This window comes from Chryseobacterium sp. Tr-659 (assembly GCF_011752975.1).
GTDB lineage: Bacteria > Bacteroidota > Bacteroidia > Flavobacteriales > Weeksellaceae > Chryseobacterium.
In genome coordinates, this window is sequence record NZ_VWWP01000006.1 from 82,981 (window position 1) to 100,831 (window position 17,851).

A 17,851-nucleotide genomic window follows, 5' to 3' on the forward strand; every position below is an offset into this window, starting at 1 on the left:
TTGCGAATTTATGAAAAAAACAGCAATTCGCATTGCTATGCTTGGAATTTTGTGGCCAGCACAAATGACCTATGCATCAGAAATGCACCCTAATTTACATTTTTCCTCTGCAGCTGAGCTCCCAATGACAAAAGTCCTGGAGAAGCTGAGCAAAGCAACAAAGACTCAGGTCTTTTATTCCGTTTCTGATCTTGAAGATATTATGGTTGATGACCGGAAAATCGACTATACTTCCCTCCGCAAAACTTTAGATTATCTTGAGAAAAATTATCCTGTTGAATTTAGTATTCAAAATAATGTAGTGACGGTGCGGAGAACCGCCGGAAAATCAATTTCCAAAATAGAGAATACTCAGAAAATAGCAGCTAACGATACCCTTTCTCAAAAAGAAAAAAAGCTGGATGAAGTAGTACTCATCGGATATGGGAAGCAGAATAAAAAAGATATTTCCGGTTCCATTGTATCTATCGGGGAAAAAGATCTTAAAGGAGTGGCTTCAGGAAACTTTGGAGATATGATTGCCGGAAAAGCAACTGGGTTACAAATTTCTCAGACCAATGCCAATCCAGGAGCCTCTCCAAGTATCCGAATAAGAGGTATAGGTACTCTGACAGCAGGAGCAAACCCCCTGATTGTAGTAGACGGGTTTCCTTTAACGGAAGGAACTAATCTCAATTCTATAGATCCTAATTCCATTGCTTCTATCGATATCCTTAAAGATGCAGCTTCAACTGCCATTTATGGTTCCAGAGGAGCTAATGGAGTAATCCTCATTCAGACCAAAGAAGGAAAAAAAGGGAAACTGGAATATACACTGGATACTTATTACGGAATACAGACAAGAAGTGATAACCAGAAATTTGTAGATGCCTATGATATGGCTGTTTTCATGAAGGAAGCAAGAGATAATAATTATCTTTCCAAAGGTTCAGGAAGAAGCGCTTCTGATAATAATGCGACCAGGGTTTCCAAAGGAGCAACATTGAGGGAATTAATTCCGGACTATCTGCAGCCTTATCTGAACAGACAACCGGGGCTTACCAATACAGACTGGTATAATACTGTATTGAAACCTGCTCCAATGAGTAATATTTCACTAAATATGCTGGGAGGAACCGATAAAACAAAATACTCTTTTACCGGCAGTTATCTGAATCAGAAAGGAATACTGATAGGAACAGACTATGAAAAATATTCAGGAAATATCAACCTGGTGACTCAGGTAACAGATCAACTGAAATTTGGAGTCTCCATGATGCCTTCATTTTCTCAAGGTTCCCTTTTTGATATGGAAAAAGGAGGAAGAACTTATAATCTTCTGCAAATGGCAAGTACCATGTATCCCTTTTTCGCTCCCAGAGATACTGCCGGAAACCTTCTCATTTCCCAGCAGATCAAAGCCAATACACCCACCGATGGTGCTCTTGTAGAAAATCCTGTTGCCATTGCTGAAATGACCAAAAGAAAATATACTCTCTTTAAGACTTTTGGAAATATCTTTGGAGAATGGAGCTTTCTGAAGAATTTTAAATATAAACTTTCGGCAGGAGGTGATTATACAAGCTATGAATATAACTTTTTTGATCCTTCCACCGTAGGAAGCTACAGAACAGCAGCCCCGGATGTTACTACTGCAAGCAGAACAGAATATATTACTAAAAACTATCTTGTTGAAAATCTTCTGACTTTCGATAAAAAGATCAACGACCATTCTTTCAATGCCATAGTGGGGCAGTCTTACCAACAGGAAGAATCTAATAAGGTGACAACCCTGGCAGCCGGGTTCCCTGATAATAGTATTACCAATATTGCAGGCGGAACTTCATTTAAAATAGATGTTAATCAGTATAAGTGGACTCTTATTTCTTATTTTACACGATTCAGCTATGCTTATCAGGGAAAATACAGTATAATGGCTTCTTATAGACGTGACGGGTCATCCAGATTCGGAGCCAACTCCAAATGGGGAGATTTTTATGCTTTATCTTTAGCCTGGACATTGAGTAATGAGAAATTCTTTCCAAAAAATCAGTTTTTAGATCCGGTAAAACTGAGATTTAGTCTCGGAAGCAACGGGAATAATCAGATTCCAAATTTTGGAGCACTTTCATTGATGGCACAGGAAAATTATGTTTTCGGAGGTATTCTTGCTCCCGGATACCGATCTTCAACCGCTCCCAATCCTAATATTTCATGGGAGAAATCAGAATCTAAAAACTTTGGAGCAGATATTGGGCTATTCAATAAATACCTGAATATTTCTACCGACTATTATATCCTGAACAGAGATGGTCTTTTGCTGGATGTTCCGGTACCGCAGCAGTCGGGTTACAGTACTTCTCTTCAGAATATCGGAAGACTCAGAAATACGGGTTTTGAAATACAAGTATCCTTAAGACCTGTTCATATCGGTAACGATTTTGAATATACCGGTAATATTAATTTTTCTGCCAATAAGAATAAAGTACTTGCCCTAGCAGAAGGACAAACTCAGATTGTAGCAGGAGCTAATAATTTTGCGGTTACAAAAGTAGGACAGTCCATTGCTGAGATGTATGGATACAATATTATAGGAGTTTATAAAAGCCAGCAGGAAATTGATAATTCTCCTCATATTTCGGGAACTTTAGTAGGAGACTATATCATGGAAGATATCAATAAAGACGGAAAAATTGATGCGGAAGACAAAAAGAGCTTTGGCTCCGGGATTCCCAAATATATAGCCGGATTTTCCAATTCATTCAGGTATAAGAATTTTGAGCTGAGCTTTACATTGTACGGAGAGTTTGGAAGGAAAATATACAATGGAGATCAGGTAAGTATAGCAGAATCAGGAGAAGGTTTTGGGGTTCCTTCCCAATATTATTTTGACAACAGATATAATCCTGTCACCAATCCCAATGGTATGTTTGCTATGCCTAATATGAATTTCTCCAATAATAGGAAAGAAGCGAGAACCTCAAATATCTTCTTTAAAAATGGTAATTATGTACGGTTAAGAACATTAAAATTATCCTATAATCTTCCGGAAAATCTTATTTCAGCTTTAAAAGTGAAATCTCTTCAGCTTTATTTGATTGCTAATAACCTTTTTACTTTTACTTCTTATAAAGGACAAAACCTTGATGCGAATTCGGACAGTATCCTTACACAAGGGTATGATAACGGATACTATCCGGTTGCCAGAATCTATTCTTTCGGAATGAATATGAAATTTTAATCTATCCCTAAAAATTACAACAATGAAAAGATTATACATAGCATTTTTTGTATCCATTTTATTACAGTCGTGCTCCTCAGATCTCTTGAATACATCTCCTGAAAGCACTAAAGTGACAGCTAATTTTTATCAGGATCAGGAACAGCTGGAGCAAGGAGTGAACGCAGTATATGCTTCCCTTCAATATAACGGACAATACCAGCTGGCGATGCCTGCAATAGGAGAAATTCCGTCTGATAATACTTTTGATGAGGTGCCTGCTAATGATAGCTTTACCTATGGAGAATTCGACTTTTTTACCATACAACCTAACAATTCTCTATTGGCTGAAGCCTGGAAAGACCATTATGTGGGAATACAGCAGGCTAATATTGTATTGAACAGAATTGGAGGAATATCAATGGATCAGACGCTCAAAAATACAAGGACGGGCGAAATGAGATTTCTGCGGGCTCTGATGTATTTTGACCTCGTAAGGATATTCGGAAATGTACCGCTGGTTACAAAAGAAACAACCAACGTTAATGAATATTTCGGGCAGGGAAGAACACCGGTAGAAACAATATATGATTTCATTGAGTCTGAACTGAAAGAATCTATTGCTCTTCTGCCGGCAGCCGCTTCTCAAAAGGGAAGAGTAACCAAAGGAGCTGCTCTGGGAATTCTCGGCAAAGTTTTGATCAGTAGAAACAAGTTCACGGAAGCGCTGCCATACCTTAAACAATTGGAAACTTTGGGATACAGTCTGTTGAGCGATCCTTCTGCCATTTTCAATCCGGCTAATAAAAATAATGCAGAAATTATTTTTGATGTTCAGTTTACATCAGGGCTGAATGGTAATACAGAAGGAAGCCAGGCTTATCAGATGTTCAGTCCGTCAGGATTTGTTTCAGGGGCGAAAGGACACAATCTGCCTACTAAAGAAGTTTACGGGCTATTTGCCTCAAGTGATTTGAGAAGAGATGCTTTCGTAGGGCTTACCCCTAATGGCGTACCTTATTCGAAAAAACTGGTAAAAACTTCCAATGCTGTTGCAGACGGAGGCAGTAACATTGTTGTGCTGCGGCTGGCAGATGTATATCTTCTTATGGCAGAATGCTATGCCAAAGGAAATGATTATGTAAATGCCAACACATATCTTAACAAGATTAAAACAAGAGCAGGAATCAGTACAGTGAATATGACCAATCAACAATTATTACTTGACGAAATCGCCCTGGAGAGAAGAAAAGAACTTGTAGGAGAAGGTCACCGCTGGTTTGATCTGGTAAGAACAGGAAAAGCAGTTTCAGTAATGACTCAATATTTTCAGAATACACCCGGATATAATACCGCTGTAATAAAAGAGTACAATCTGTTGATGCCTGTACCTCAAAGTCAGATCAATACCGATCCCGCTATCAAACAAAATCCAGGATATTAATAAATACCATTACAACATGAAACATTATACCTGCTTAAACTTCATATACAGTTTAATCGGAACCCTTATATTTCAATTGGGTTTTTCACAAACAAATTATTTCAAAAAACCTGTTCCACAAGGCAAGATATTAGTTGCAGCCCATAGAGGAGACTGGAGAAATTATCCTGAAAACTCTGTTAAAGCTATCGAAAGTGCCATACAAATGGGAGTAGACATTGTAGAAATAGACCTTCAGAAAACAAAAGACGGACACCTGATTGTGATGCATGATAAAAAACTGGACCGTACCACCAATGGGAGCGGAGAGATTTCCCAAACCAATCTTGCAGACATCCGTTCCCTCATTCTTAAAAACGGAGCCGGAATGGCTACCCGGGAAAAAGTACCTACATTGGAAGAGGTCTTGAATTTCATCAAAGGAAAAAGGATTATGCTTAATCTGGATAAAGGGTGGGATTTTATCGATGAAGTCAGAGTTTTAACTGAAAAAACAGGGACTACGGAACAGATTATTCTGAAAGGAAATAAAAAAGCTTCAGAACTAAAAAAGGAAGTAGGCAATAAACTGGATCATATCATCTATATGCCTATGGTTTGGCCGGAAGATTACAGTATCTACAAAAGAGATGAGGTGCTGAACCCCAAGCAATATATCAAAGAGTTTGCTGCAACTTTTAATCCGCCTGCGTATGAAGTGATTATAAAAGATGATACCTCAAAAGCAGATGAACTGCTTCAGCTGATCCGTAAACATAATGCGATGATCTGGATCAATGCACTATGGCCGGAATTATGTGCCGGACACGATGATGATAAAGCCATAGACAACCCCGAAGAACATTGGGGATGGATGATCAGGAAAGGAGCAGGTATCATCCAAACCGACAGGCCGGCAGCACTTATCCAATACCTTAAATCTAAAAACCTGAAATATGAAAATTAACAGACTTTTTTACTGCCTGTTGTTCCTTTCGGGGCTGGTGCTCGGACAGAGAAAAATTTCCCTTACCCATTTCTCTCAAAATAAAATAATGGTAGTGGCTCACCGGGCAGATTGGAGGGAAGCCCCCGAAAATTCTGTAATGGCAGTAAGAAAAGCAATGGAGATTGGGGTGAATATGGTTGAAATAGACCTTGCCCTCACTAAAGACAGCATACTCGTTTTAATGCATGATGCAACAATTGACAGAACAACAACCGGGAAAGGGAAGCCTTCGGATTATACACTTGAAGAACTTAAAAAGCTAAACCTTCGTGATGGATTGGGAGTTCCTACTCAAATGAAAGTTCCTACTCTCGAAGAGATTCTGGATCTTACAAAAGGGAAAATCTTTGTTAATCTCGATAAAGCATTCGATTACTTTAATATTGTTTATCCGATCCTGAAAAAGAGAGAGCAGCTGGATGAAATACTATTCAAAGGTACTGCGCCCTATGAAGAGTTCGATAGAAAATATGGAAAGATCAAAAATGAAATCCACTATATGCCCATTGTGAGACTCAATAAGAATGAAGGCTGGTCTAAAATCAATGATTATCTGGAAAAAGGAAAAGTTTACGGGTTTGAGCTGACACTTGGCCCCGATGAAAGCCATCTGATCAATTTCATGGAGCTCAGAAAAAAAGGAGCAAGGATATGGGTGAATTCACTTTGGCCTCAGCAAAGTGCCGGTCATTATGATGATCTCGTTCTTGATGATCCGGAAGCTTATGAATGGTATGTTAAAAATAATATCAATATCATTCAGACAGATCGGCCAAAAGAGTTGATCCGTTTTCTGAAAAAGAAAAATCTTTATTCTGAGGTAAAATAAGCTTTTTCATTTATTTTAAATACTTCGAGAAGAGGGGGTCTCCTGGATTTGACATTGCAAACATAGGAGACACCTCTTTTTTTATTTTTTAATGAATTTTAGTAAAACCAAGCTTCCCTGCTGGTCTTTTAGCCTTAAAAAGTAATTTCCTGAAGTAAGATGATGAATAGAAATTTCTTTCATAAACTGATCCTTTACAACAATTTTTCCACTGGCGTCTATAATTTCAAACGTCTGGAAATTTTGGTCGGTATTTACTTTTAAAACATCGGAAACAGGATTAGGATAAACTTTGACCAAAACACTGTTGTTTTTTGGCAGTGTTTCATGAGTTGCTAAAAACAAGCATGATGGTGGAGTTGTTATTGCTCCGTCCGTAAAATCATAATAAATAGTACTTCCCATCGGAATCAGATTCGTACTGATGGTTGCAGGAATATTCTCAAAAAGAGTACAGTTGTTAAAACGTACATTGGCGCTTTCAAAATTTCGGGTAGTCTTATACCATGATTCGCATCCTGCAGGCTGCATGATAACTCCCGGCCAGAATGTATCTATTGCAAACCCGTCAATTGAATTGGGATTCACCATATCGACCATTACACAGCCTCCGTTAGTCCATGTAGATGGAATCTTAAAATAAATAGTAGCTTCAGGAATACTCCCTGTATAATACTTTTTACTGATTACAGCTGAGGAATTTCCCTGTCCGTTCACAAGAAATGCCTTAATTTCTTTATTCTGATCAATAGGAATCTGTATATTGTTGATTGCCGAACTCGAACTCAGTGTTGGAGTGCTTCCGTCAGTAGTATAATAAATGGTTCCGTTTCCTGAAATAGTAGCCTGGTAAGGATTATTATAATGAGTGGCAACAGGTATGATTGTTAGCTGGGAGAAAAAAAATGATGACACAAAAAATGAAGAAAAAAGTACAAGTTTTTTCATGTAAAATGGATATTAGTTAGTTTTTTATAAAATTAATAAAATTTCCCTGCAAATAAATGACTTATTTTTTAATTTTAGAAAACTTAAATGTTAATTCTTTCGTCCATTTTTATTTTAAATATTAACTTTGGCAATCTTTGAATTTAACAAAAAGGCTGTATGAAATGAACAGAATTCCGTACATCCGTTAAAAAATGAATATCAATATATGAAACTTAAGTACAGTCTGCTGGCTTTGGCAGCTCCGCTTTTAATGAATGCACAACAAGTAATGACGCCTGAAATTCTTTGGACTTTGAAAAAAGTTGGAGTACAGGCAGTTTCGCCGGATCAGGCTTCCCTTATCTATAAAGTAGGACAGGTTGATCTGAAAACAGAGAAAACAAAAAATGAGAACTATTTTCTGAATGTTCTTAATAATCAGTCTTCCAAAATTGATTTCGGTAAAAAAGCCCTTATTCAATGGGATAAAAACGGAATTTATGCTCAGGAAGGTGATAAAATCTATCTTTCTAAAGATGCCGGAAAAACCTGGACAGAATTCTATACTATTGGGGAAGCTGATAATATTGTAATTTCTCCGGACGGGAAAAAAATTGCTTTCAGTAAGCAGGTGTTGGTAGAAAAGGTAATGGGGAAAGATAAATTCAATGATACTCCTAAAACGACTGCTCAGGTATATACCGATCTGAACCACAGACACTGGGATTATTTCAACGAAGGAAAATACAACCATGTATTTGTAGTGAATACTTCTGATAAAGCAGAATCTGCAAAAGATCTGCTGGAAGGAAAAACATGGGACTCGCCTCAGAGGCCTTTCGGAGGTGCTGAAGACTTTATCTGGAGTCCGGATTCTGCACAGCTTTTATATGTTACGAAGCCTAAAAGCGGTAAAGAATATGCAACAAGTACCAATACGGATATTTTTGCCTATGATTTAGCATCAGGAACTACAAAAAACCTTACAGAGTCCAATAAAGGATATGATGTTAACCCTAAATTCAGCCCGGACGGAAAATCCTTGGTTTGGCAGAGTATGGCCAGAGACGGATATGAGGCCGATAAAAATGATGTGAAAATCATGGACTGGAAAACCGGTAAGACGACTAATCTTACAGCAGGTTGGGATGAAAGCGTTTCCGGAGATGTACTTTGGGGAGCAGATTCAAAAACAATCTACTTTACAGCCGCATTCAGAGGAACAAAACAGCTTTTCTCTCTGGATTCAAAATCAGCGAAAGTACAGCAGATTACCAAAGGAGATTTTGATGTAAACGAAATCTTTACAGATAATAAAACTTCACTTTTAGTAGGACGAACAGACGTAAATCATGCCACGGAATTGTTCTCTGTAAACGTTAAAAACGGAGAGATGAAGCAGGTAACTGAAGCGAACAAAGATGCTTATGCTAAGTTAGCTCAGGGGAAATCTGAACTTAAAATGGTTAAAACTTCTGACGGTAAAGAAATGGGCGTATGGTTCCACTATCCGCCAAACTTTGACCCGAATAAAAAATACCCTACTTTGGTTTACTGCCAGGGAGGTCCACAATCAGCATTAACACAGTACTTCAGTGTAAGATGGAACTTTGCATTAATGACCGCCAACGGTTATATTGTTGTGGCTCCAAACAGAAGAGGTATGCCGGGCTGGGGAACAAAATGGAATGAAGAAATTTCAAGAGACTGGGGAGGACAGCCAATGAGAGATTATCTGGCTGCAACCGATTATGCAAAAACATTGACTTACGTAGATGGTGAAAGAGTGGCTGCAGTAGGAGCAAGTTATGGAGGATACAGCGTATTTATGCTGGCTGGAATTCACGATAACAGATTCAAAACATTCATTGCGCATGATGGATTGTTCGATATGAAATCATGGTATCTTACTACCGAAGAACTTTGGTTTGCCAACTGGGATATCGGTTCTCCATGGGAAAAACCGCAGCCGAAAGCTTATACGGAATTTAACCCAAGCAACTTTGTGGAAAAATGGAATAAACCTATTATGATCGTTCAGGGAGGAATAGACTTCCGTGTACCTTACGAGCAAGGCCAGGAAGCGTTCCAGGCTGCAAAATTAAGAGGTTTAAAATCCAAACTGGTCTATTTCCCGAATGAAAATCACTGGGTACTTCATCCGCAAAACGGACTGGTATGGCAGAGAGAATTCTTTGACTGGCTGAAGGAAACTTTATAAGATCAATAAAAATAATTATCAATAGAAGCGGGCTTTAGCCCGCTTTTTTAATGGTTAAAACGACCCATGGCTTTAGCCAAAATCTGAATAAGGAATATGACTTTCAATCTGCATAATCAGTATAATCTGCGGGAAATAAAAATCAGGAAGAAGAATGAGCCTTAGCCAAAATTTATATATTTGACTATGCAAAACCGTATTTCTTCATTTCCACCACTTATTGATGCTCAATCTGAAATAATCATTTTAGGTTCCATTCCGGGAGTAAAATCATTAGAGAAAAAACAGTATTATGCACATCCTCAAAACAAATTCTGGAAAATTATCTATGAATTACTGAATGAAGAGTTTACTGAAGATTATATTCAAAGAATTGAAACTATAAAAAGAAATCATATTGCCCTTTGGGATGTCATTGATTCCTGTGAAAGAAAAGGAAGCCTGGATTCGGAGATCAGAAATGAAGAAGCGAATCAGATTGCAGAACTACTGGAAGAACATCCCAATGTGAAAGCTATTTTCTGTAATGGCGGTAAGTCCTACAAAAACTTACAGAAACTGTTGGGAAAGAACTACAGACTTCCCATCATTTTATTGCCTTCAACAAGTCCGCTTCACACCGTTTCTTTTGATAAAAAGCTGGAAGAATGGAAGAAAATTCTGGAGTTTTTGGTTTAGAGTGAGTTTAAAAGCAGGAAGGTTTGAGTTGTAAAAGCATAGATTCCTACGGAATGACAAACAGAATGCTTTATCTCTCTGTATACTGTATCACTCCGCAGAAGCATAATTTAATTTATTATTCTTAAACACTCAGACACTCAAGCCCACCCGCTCCCAAATACGCTCTCAATCCTTTCAACAGCTCCAGTTGGTTTTTCGTTCGGTCTAAATTATGCTCAGGATATTTCGTTGAATAATAAGTACTTCCATTCAGATAATCGGTTAAAAAACGAAGCTCCTGAATATAAATAGCGACTTGTGCAGCATAATCAAGACTATCACACTCTTCTGGTGTCAACTTTTCCTGTAAATAGAATAAGAATCCTTTTTTTACGGCTTTATACATTTCAGGATTAAAATTGTTTCTTGCCTTACCATCATCCTCATTTGTTGTGTTGGTATAGGACTGGATCATCGTTCCAAAATCATATAAAATAGTAGAAATCATTATGGTATCCAGGTCAATTACTGCCAGCGGATGGTACTGCTGATCGAATAAGATATTGCTGATTTTTACATCTGCATGAATGATTCTTTTAGGGATGTGATTGCTTTTCTCCATTTCGATCCATTGATCAGGTAAAGAAAGAAACCGGTTGGTGATCTCTATTTCAGCCTTTGCATTTTCTTTTAAATGGGGGGCTGCATCTCTGAGTGCGTTTTTATAATCTTCAATCCTTTTCTCAAAGTTGAGGAAATTAGGAAGAGGATCTTCAATAGCAGGAAGTTTTTCAGTGTTTATCGTGGCAAGAAAATAGCTGAAGGTTTTAGCGGCTTCAAAAGCCGTCTGTAAAGATGGAGCGGTAAGAAAGGTAACGCTGTTTTCTACAAAACTTAACAAGCGCCAAGGCTGGCCATCTGTATCTTTTACCAGAAGGTTATTGGTAAGAGAAGGAATAGGTTCTATAATTTGAAATTGATAATTATTCGACCTGAGAAGATCATTAATGAGTAAATGATTATTGATGATAACCTCCGGTTCTTTAAAAACATGATTGTTGATTTTTTGGAGGATAAACTTCCTGCCCTGACTTTTATCTTCCAGAAGGTAAGTGGTATTGATCAACCCGTCATTAATTGGAGTGAGATCATAATAATCTGTATCAATAAACTGAATAACAATGTCTTTTAGCTCCATAAATCCTCAGGGTATCGTTTATTTTTAATTTCTGAAATCAGAAAATCCGTTATTACTTTTTTGTCATCAGCATAAGTAACTCCCATCCATTGAGAAGGAGATACTTTTACCCTTACTTTCACTTTTTCTTCATCTATCATTCTCTGTACAGCAGAAGGAATGTAGAATTCCTGGCTCGGTAGAGGATCAGACTCGATAAAATCATAAAAATAAGCTTCCAGGAAGCAGAAAATATGAGGATGGAAAATAAAAAAGTTCATCGATACCAATGTATCAGGATCTAATTTTATATTCTCTCCGTTTTTATTATAAATGATTGAGTTATTGATTCTCTGAATAGAAGTTTGCTCTTCTACCTCGATCAGATAATTTTCCCGGTCCAGTGTACATATTCCTCTTGCCACAGCTCCGTTACCGCTTAATGTTGTACCCACAGGATAAGCAACCATTCCCAGATGAGAATCTGAAATATGGTGATGGTTAATCTCATGGGCTGCCAGCTGGTAAGCTTCTTTTCCGTAAAAATCATCAGCATTAATCATAACAAAAGGTTCCTGTATCGAATATTTGGCACAAAGAACAGCATGAGCCGTTCCCCATGGCTTTTCACGATCAGGATAATCGAAACCCTGTAACGAAATAGGAATACTGTTTATTTCCTGATAAACCCAATGCAGCTCAAAATTTTTAGCTTCAGAGATGCTGTTGAGTCTTTCAATATAACTTTGAGGAATCAGTTTGTTGACAATAATAACCACTTTTTGAAAACCGGCTTCTAAAGCATCAAAAACAGAGTACTCCAGAATAGGAGATCCATTATCGAGTATTCCGTCTATCTGCTTGAGGCCTTTGTATCTGCTGCCTAATCCGCCCGCCAATATGAGTAACGTTTTTCTAGAACTCATCGGTCATTCCAAATACAGGTTTGCGGGTTTTCCATTTACCATTGGTGAAATCAGGAATATCAACTGCCTGACCGCCTTTAGCAATAGACTCTTCACTCAATGGCGTAATAGAATACCATAAAGCCAGATCATAAACATCCATCGGGAATTCTATATTCCGTTTGATGCACTCGATGAAAGTGTTCATAACAAAGAAGTCCATCCCGCCATGTCCTGCACCTGCAGCTGTAGTTTCAAACTTCTTCCACATCGGATGATCATATTCTTGCATCCATTTTTCCGTATTGTCCCAACGGTGGGTATGATTCATTGTTTTTTCAAAATAAATATGCCCCTGGTTGAAATCTCCCCAGCCGAAATCCTGCCAAAGTCCTTCAGTTCCCTGTACACGGAAGCCCAGATCATAAGGTCTCTGTAAGCTAGTATCATGTGTTAACAGGATGGTTTCTCCATTGGCACACGCGATTTGTGTAGTCACAATATCTCCCTGATTGAATTTTACTTTTGCGCTCGGATGATTTTCTCCTCCTTTCGGATGTTCCACAATATATTTATGAAGTCCTACAGATTTTGATGAGAATGAAGAAAGCCTTGTTAAACGATTTCCTCTGTTGATATCCATCATCACAGCAACAGGGCCTAATCCGTGAGTAGGATAAAGTTCTCCGTTACGTTTCACATAATGTTCTGTTCTCCATTTTGCTTCGCTGAAGCCTTTATCTCCAAATTCGGCACCGGAATTATAAGGGGTTACTCCGTCATTGAAAAGTACGCCTCTCAGATCATGCTGATAGCCGCCTCTTCCGTGTACCAGTTCTCCGAACATTCCTTTACGTACCATATTCAGAATCGCCATAATATCTCTTCGGTAACATACATTCTCCATCATGAAGATAGGAACTTTTGTTTCCTCATATACTTTTACAAATTCCCAGCAGTCCTGAAGTTTTATAGCCCCGGAAACCTCCATACCTACAATTTTTTTAGCACGCATGGCTTCAACACCCTGAGTAAGATGCCATTCCCATGGGGTAGCGATGACTACGGCATCAATTGTTTTTAATTTTAAAAGATTTCGATAGTCATATTCCCCGTTTGAAAACTCCTGAGCTGCCGGTTTATTATTGTCTTTTAATATTTTTTGAGCTGCAGTAAGCATTCTTTTCTCAGGATCAGCAAATGCTACTATCTCCACATCATTGCGTTTTGCCAGTAATTTCACATGTTCCTGCCCACGAAGACCAACACCGATAAAACCAACACGGACTTTTTTATCTGTTTTAAAATCATTTGAATATGCAAATAAGGAGTTGGGTAAAACCAATGCTCCAAAGCTTGCCAAAGCAGCTGTTTTTATAAAGTTTCTACGGGAATTACTATTGTCCATCTATTTTTTTCTTAAATATATTAAAACTTTTGTAAATCACCGTTGAGGGGGAACAGATAATAGAATGTTGAGTAAAATGATGTAACAATTTGAAGGAATCAGAGTATGGAAGTAAAAAAGATTAACCTTTTTACTCTTTAACTCCTTTTATCTTTTTGCTATTTGTGAAAAAAATTATTGATTGATCCAGGCTTTTCTTAAAGCTAATTGTTTTGAATCCGGATTAGGCAAAAGAGTTATCTTCCTGGTGGTTTCATCATAGTTGAAGCCAGCTTTTTCCAGGTATTCTTTCAAGGGAATAGGTTGGCTGCCTTCCACAAAATCTTTGAAAAATACACGTATTTCAGGATAAGTCATTTTTGTAATTTCATCAAAAAGATCATCATCATTAAAGGAGTTGCCTTCTCCGTATTTTTTCATAAGCATCTGCATCAGGTCCTGAGTTCCCATTTTTCCGTTAGAGAGTTCCCTTAGTCTTATATCAAGACATGCACCAATTAATGCCCCTTTCTGATAGAAATTCATATACTGATCCTGTCTTTCCATGGAGTTTTTGCTCATTTCAGTCAAGGATAGCTTATTGTCAAATTCTTTCATGCCCTGTATTTTTTCTTCCAGACTTTTTTCAAAATCTTCCAAGCTGATCATTTTTTGTTTTATGGGCATGTGTATGGTAGCATATTCTGTCATACCCTCATATAGCCACAAATGTTTGGACATGACGGGGTTGAGAAAATCATAATGCTGAATTTCCCCTGAATGGATATTGAGAGGCGTAACAATATGGAAAAACTCATGAGAAGCCACTCTGTTTAAAGCATTCGGGAGAAACTTCATACTTCCTGAACGGTACAGGCACACTGTAGAATGTGAATGTTCCAAGCCATCTCCCAGATAACCATTCTCGTTGGAAGACTCATAATAGATCAGAAAAGCATATTTATTTACGGGCAATCTTCCCCCCAGATAAGCCTGCTGATTTTTCAGAATATTTTCTATTTCACGAGCAATTGTTTTTGAATAATGCCGCTCTTTATTGTTGTAGAATGATACAAGCACTTCGGTGTGGCCTATTTTCAGCCATGTGGTATCAGGAACGCAGTACAAAACAGGGGAGTCTACCAATTGCCGGTAATCTTTAGCCCAGACTATATCGGTATTTTTATTTTTCTGTTGATAATCTAAAGCAGAAGAAGCATAAAAATCCTTATTTTTCGTAATGTTAATCTGATAGGGAAAATCTTTCATTTCTTCAAAATACCCCACCAAAGAATTATAATTGATCACAAAAACGCTGTCTTTTTTAAACATCGTACCTGGAGACTTGGCTTCCTGAGTGTTCTTATCCAGAGAATCCCATCCATCAGCTACCTGATAAGATATCTTCTTTACATTCTTAAGGTCATGAACCAGCCAGCTGTTTGTATCCAGACGTTCAGTTATGATTTTTTTCCCGTTTTTATCTGTGGCTGTGAAGTTCGAAACGTATTGTCCAAAATTCATAGCCTGATAAAATCCGGGAACCAGTTTGGGAATAATAAACTTACCCTGTTTAAAATTATTCTTTGGAGGAGAAAAAGAAACCCGGACTTCATCATTGGATATGTGAAGCAGATCTATATTGTATTCGTAATTTTTCTTTGTTCTTTGAGCAATCATAATATTGGGAAATATAATGATCACGAAAAATAGCTTTATAAGGGTATTCATAGGCTGGATATTTATTACGAAAATTCTAAATCACTTCTAAGGTGTATATTCTATTTTTCCATATAGTATACCTCTTCGTAAGGTTGAATCAGCACCCATCCGTGTCCTGAAAACTTCATCTGGAATTCCTCACCGCTTCCTCTTCCGATCAGACTTTTAAAAGAGACATTGGTTTTCAGTTCAGGGCTTAAGTTTCCGGACCATGCAACTGTTGCATTAGGATCTGTGAATACAGGCGTATCCGGAGTTACCACTAAAGTCAGCGGGTCTCCATGAGTTGTAATCGCAATATGTCCCGTTCCGGAAAGCTTCACCTGGAAAAGACCGCCAGACATCATTCCTGCGATGCTTTTTAACATGGTAATATCACTCTTTACACTTTGTTCGTGGGCAAGAACATCATTTCCGTTAACACAGACTGATTCATTATTCAGATAAAGAATACGCACCTTTTTCCCGGAATCTGCTACATATAATTTTCCTGTTCCTTCCGCTTTCATCAGTTTACTTCCTTCTCCGCTGATGGCTTTCTTAAGAAGGTTTCCAATTCCGCCGGACAGCATTCCCTGCCTTTCAAAATTGATATTACCCACGTAGCTTACCATGCTTCCTCTTTTTGTCCATACAGTCTGATTATTCAGATTGATTTCCAGAAGGTGCTTCGTTTCCAGCTCAAAATAATCTCTCTGTTGCGGGTTTTCTTTTGTTTCGTTGATAAATGCTTCTATTGAATATTTACTCATGATTATAATTTTTTTTAAGTATCGTTTTTAGTATTTTATTGTTTTAGTTTGTCGAGCTTATACTCCCTTTTGTTACTTTTGGGATTCAGATCTACAAATTCATACGCATCAAAATTCAGTTTTTCCCCGTGGTTTGTCAATTCTGATCCCTCTCTGCCCACCCTAATAAGTAGATAATAAAGTACAGGTATGATAATTTCTCCATACGATTTTGGAGTCCCAATCAGATAGATCTTCATCATTGGTGTAATAATTTTCAGTTTTTAAGTGAAAATCAAGCCAGACCGATTCGTCCTCATCAATTCGCCCATACCAGTTGAATGTAACAGTTTTATGATCGTTAGGATACGGATTATGAAGGAAATATATTTTATTTTCGGTTTCCATATTGAATTTGGATTTCTCCAAAAATAGTCTTTTTTAAGCCTTGAAAATTCCCGTAAAATCACGGTTTTTAATTTGAATGTAAATAATACTTGACAAAGGGGTATCCAATGTCGTATATTTGCACTCCGAAAATTACACCTTGTAATTCTAAATAATTTTTAAACCGTAATTTAAAAAATGAAAACATCAGATTTTAATTTTGATCTTCCTGCGGAACTATTAGCAGAGCACCCATCAGAACACAGAGACGAAGCAAGATTAATGGTTCTTGATAGAAAAACAGAAACTATCGAGCACAAATTATTCAAAGATGTAGTGGACTATTTTGATGAGGATGATTTGTTTATCTTCAACAATACGAAAGTTTTCCCTGCACGTCTTTATGGAAATAAGGAAAAAACCGGAGCTAAAATTGAAGTTTTCTTGTTAAGAGAGCTTGATAAAGAAACCAGAGTTTGGGATGTGTTGGTAGATCCGGCAAGAAAAATCAGAATTGGTAACAAATTATTCTTCACTGAAGATGAATCTTTGGTAGCGGAAGTTATCGATAATACCACTTCAAGAGGAAGAACATTGAGATTCTTATTCGATGGTTCTTACGACGAATTCAGAGCGAAATTAAAAGAATTAGGAGAAACTCCGCTTCCAAAATATATCAAAAGAGCTGTAGAGCCGGAAGATGCAGAAAGATACCAGACTATCTATGCAAAAATAGAAGGAGCAGTAGCTGCGCCTACGGCTGGTCTTCACTTCTCTAAGCATTTGATGAAGAGATTAGAGATCAAAGGGATCAATTTTGCTGAAGTTACCCTTCACGTAGGATTGGGAACATTCAACCCGATTGAAGTAGAAGATCTTTCTAAACATAAAATGGAGTCTGAAGAGATCATCATCGATGAGAAGAATGCTGCTATCATCAATAAAGCAGTAGATGCTCACAGAAGAGTTTGTGCGGTAGGTACTACAACAATGAGAGCGCTGGAAACTTCTGTTTCTTCAAACAAAAAGATTTCTGCTTTCAACGGATGGACTAATAAATTCATCTATCCGCCTCACGATTTCGGAGTTGCAAACTCAATGATCACTAACTTCCACACGCCGAAGTCTACATTGATCATGATGATTGCTGCATTTGCCGGAAGAGATTTCGTAATGCATGCTTATGAAGAAGCCGTAAAAGAAAAGTATAAATTCTATTCTTACGGTGACGCAATGTTAATTCTTTAATTAAGATATAAGGTAAAAGGTTG

The 17,851-nt window shown here is 37.7% G+C and carries 14 protein-coding genes; 7 read left to right on the plus strand and 7 right to left on the minus strand.

The window, feature by feature from the left end; genetic code table 11:
• Positions 1–10 precede the first annotated feature (10 nt).
• Genes F3J23_RS14000 through F3J23_RS14015 form a run of 4 tightly spaced genes read left to right on the plus strand, consistent with a single transcriptional unit; the run spans position 11 to position 6,460 of the window.
• Positions 11–3,220, plus strand: coding sequence for a SusC/RagA family TonB-linked outer membrane protein (locus F3J23_RS14000; protein ID WP_167030117.1), 3,210 nt, complete (start codon positions 11–13; stop codon positions 3,218–3,220).
• A gap of 22 nt (positions 3,221–3,242) precedes the next feature.
• Entirely contained in the window at positions 3,243–4,643 is a 1,401-nt protein-coding gene (locus F3J23_RS14005) for a RagB/SusD family nutrient uptake outer membrane protein (protein ID WP_167030120.1), read from the plus strand.
• 16 nt (positions 4,644–4,659) lie between these two features.
• Positions 4,660–5,589 carry a glycerophosphodiester phosphodiesterase family protein gene (locus F3J23_RS14010; protein WP_167030123.1) on the plus strand — a complete coding sequence of 310 codons (930 nt, stop codon included), beginning with the start codon at positions 4,660–4,662 and terminating at the stop codon, positions 5,587–5,589.
• Positions 5,579–6,460: a glycerophosphodiester phosphodiesterase family protein gene (locus tag F3J23_RS14015; RefSeq protein WP_167030126.1), complete on the plus strand. Its 882-nt coding sequence runs from the start codon at positions 5,579–5,581 to the stop codon at positions 6,458–6,460. The genes F3J23_RS14010 and F3J23_RS14015 overlap by 11 nt, the downstream gene beginning before the upstream one ends.
• Positions 6,461–6,541: 81 nt before the next feature.
• Here the strand turns inward: F3J23_RS14015 and F3J23_RS14020 are convergent, their stop codons facing one another.
• Positions 6,542–7,408: a chitobiase/beta-hexosaminidase C-terminal domain-containing protein gene (locus F3J23_RS14020; protein ID WP_167030129.1), complete on the minus strand. Its 867-nt coding sequence runs from the start codon at positions 7,406–7,408 to the stop codon at positions 6,542–6,544.
• Between the two features lie 208 nt (positions 7,409–7,616).
• Here F3J23_RS14020 and F3J23_RS14025 point away from each other — a divergent pair, with 208 nt between their 5' ends.
• Together F3J23_RS14025 and F3J23_RS14030 are read left to right on the plus strand one after the other, a co-directional pair.
• A complete protein-coding gene (locus F3J23_RS14025; protein WP_167030131.1) occupies positions 7,617–9,611 on the plus strand; it encodes a S9 family peptidase in 1,995 nt (664 codons plus the stop codon).
• A gap of 186 nt (positions 9,612–9,797) precedes the next feature.
• The gene (locus tag F3J23_RS14030; protein ID WP_167030134.1) at positions 9,798–10,289 is read left to right on the plus strand and encodes a DNA-deoxyinosine glycosylase; all 492 of its coding nucleotides are present in this window, start codon (positions 9,798–9,800) and stop codon (positions 10,287–10,289) included.
• A 124-nt stretch (positions 10,290–10,413) separates the two neighbouring features.
• Here the strand turns inward: F3J23_RS14030 and F3J23_RS14035 are convergent, their stop codons facing one another.
• The 6 genes from F3J23_RS14035 to F3J23_RS21645 all read right to left on the minus strand — a co-directional run bounded on the left by F3J23_RS14035 (position 10,414) and on the right by F3J23_RS21645 (position 16,622).
• Positions 10,414–11,469: a phosphotransferase enzyme family protein gene (locus F3J23_RS14035; RefSeq protein WP_167030136.1), complete on the minus strand. Its 1,056-nt coding sequence runs from the start codon at positions 11,467–11,469 to the stop codon at positions 10,414–10,416.
• Complete coding sequence (locus F3J23_RS14040) at positions 11,460–12,374, minus strand: sugar phosphate nucleotidyltransferase (RefSeq protein WP_167030139.1); 915 nt, start codon at positions 12,372–12,374, stop codon at positions 11,460–11,462. Before F3J23_RS14040 ends, F3J23_RS14035 begins: the two co-directional genes overlap by 10 nt.
• Positions 12,364–13,761, minus strand: a complete 1,398-nt coding sequence (locus F3J23_RS14045; RefSeq protein WP_167030143.1) for a Gfo/Idh/MocA family protein — start codon at positions 13,759–13,761, stop codon at positions 12,364–12,366. The genes F3J23_RS14040 and F3J23_RS14045 overlap by 11 nt, the downstream gene beginning before the upstream one ends.
• Positions 13,762–13,935: 174 nt before the next feature.
• Positions 13,936–15,471, minus strand: a complete 1,536-nt coding sequence (locus F3J23_RS14050) for a peptidase M61 (protein ID WP_167030144.1) — start codon at positions 15,469–15,471, stop codon at positions 13,936–13,938.
• Between the two features lie 50 nt (positions 15,472–15,521).
• Positions 15,522–16,214, minus strand: a complete 693-nt coding sequence (locus F3J23_RS14055; protein WP_167030145.1) for an AIM24 family protein — start codon at positions 16,212–16,214, stop codon at positions 15,522–15,524.
• A gap of 162 nt (positions 16,215–16,376) precedes the next feature.
• Complete coding sequence (locus F3J23_RS21645) at positions 16,377–16,622, minus strand: hypothetical protein (RefSeq protein ID WP_228455342.1); 246 nt, start codon at positions 16,620–16,622, stop codon at positions 16,377–16,379.
• A 156-nt stretch (positions 16,623–16,778) separates the two neighbouring features.
• Here F3J23_RS21645 and queA point away from each other — a divergent pair, with 156 nt between their 5' ends.
• Complete coding sequence (gene queA, locus F3J23_RS14065) at positions 16,779–17,828, plus strand: tRNA preQ1(34) S-adenosylmethionine ribosyltransferase-isomerase QueA (RefSeq protein WP_167030146.1); 1,050 nt, start codon at positions 16,779–16,781, stop codon at positions 17,826–17,828.
• Positions 17,829–17,851: the final 23 nt, after the last annotated feature.

Bases quoted from the DNA above. Each gene is read 5' to 3' on its own strand.
- F3J23_RS14050 (WP_167030144.1), bottom strand. From the start codon at position 15,471: ATGAATACCCTTATAAAGCTATTTTTCGTGATCATTATATTTCCCAAT.
- F3J23_RS14035 (WP_167030136.1), bottom strand. From the start codon at position 11,469: ATGGAGCTAAAAGACATTGTTATTCAGTTTATTGATACAGATTATTAT.
- F3J23_RS14025 (WP_167030131.1), top strand. From the start codon at position 7,617: ATGAAACTTAAGTACAGTCTGCTGGCTTTGGCAGCTCCGCTTTTAATG.
- F3J23_RS14045 (WP_167030143.1), bottom strand. From the start codon at position 13,761: ATGGACAATAGTAATTCCCGTAGAAACTTTATAAAAACAGCTGCTTTG.
- queA (WP_167030146.1), top strand. From the start codon at position 16,779: ATGAAAACATCAGATTTTAATTTTGATCTTCCTGCGGAACTATTAGCA.
- F3J23_RS14000 (WP_167030117.1), top strand. From the start codon at position 11: ATGAAAAAAACAGCAATTCGCATTGCTATGCTTGGAATTTTGTGGCCA.
- F3J23_RS14005 (WP_167030120.1), top strand. From the start codon at position 3,243: ATGAAAAGATTATACATAGCATTTTTTGTATCCATTTTATTACAGTCG.
- F3J23_RS14010 (WP_167030123.1), top strand. From the start codon at position 4,660: ATGAAACATTATACCTGCTTAAACTTCATATACAGTTTAATCGGAACC.
- F3J23_RS14030 (WP_167030134.1), top strand. From the start codon at position 9,798: ATGCAAAACCGTATTTCTTCATTTCCACCACTTATTGATGCTCAATCT.
- F3J23_RS14015 (WP_167030126.1), top strand. From the start codon at position 5,579: ATGAAAATTAACAGACTTTTTTACTGCCTGTTGTTCCTTTCGGGGCTG.
- F3J23_RS14020 (WP_167030129.1), bottom strand. From the start codon at position 7,408: ATGAAAAAACTTGTACTTTTTTCTTCATTTTTTGTGTCATCATTTTTT.
- F3J23_RS14055 (WP_167030145.1), bottom strand. From the start codon at position 16,214: ATGAGTAAATATTCAATAGAAGCATTTATCAACGAAACAAAAGAAAAC.
- F3J23_RS14040 (WP_167030139.1), bottom strand. From the start codon at position 12,374: ATGAGTTCTAGAAAAACGTTACTCATATTGGCGGGCGGATTAGGCAGC.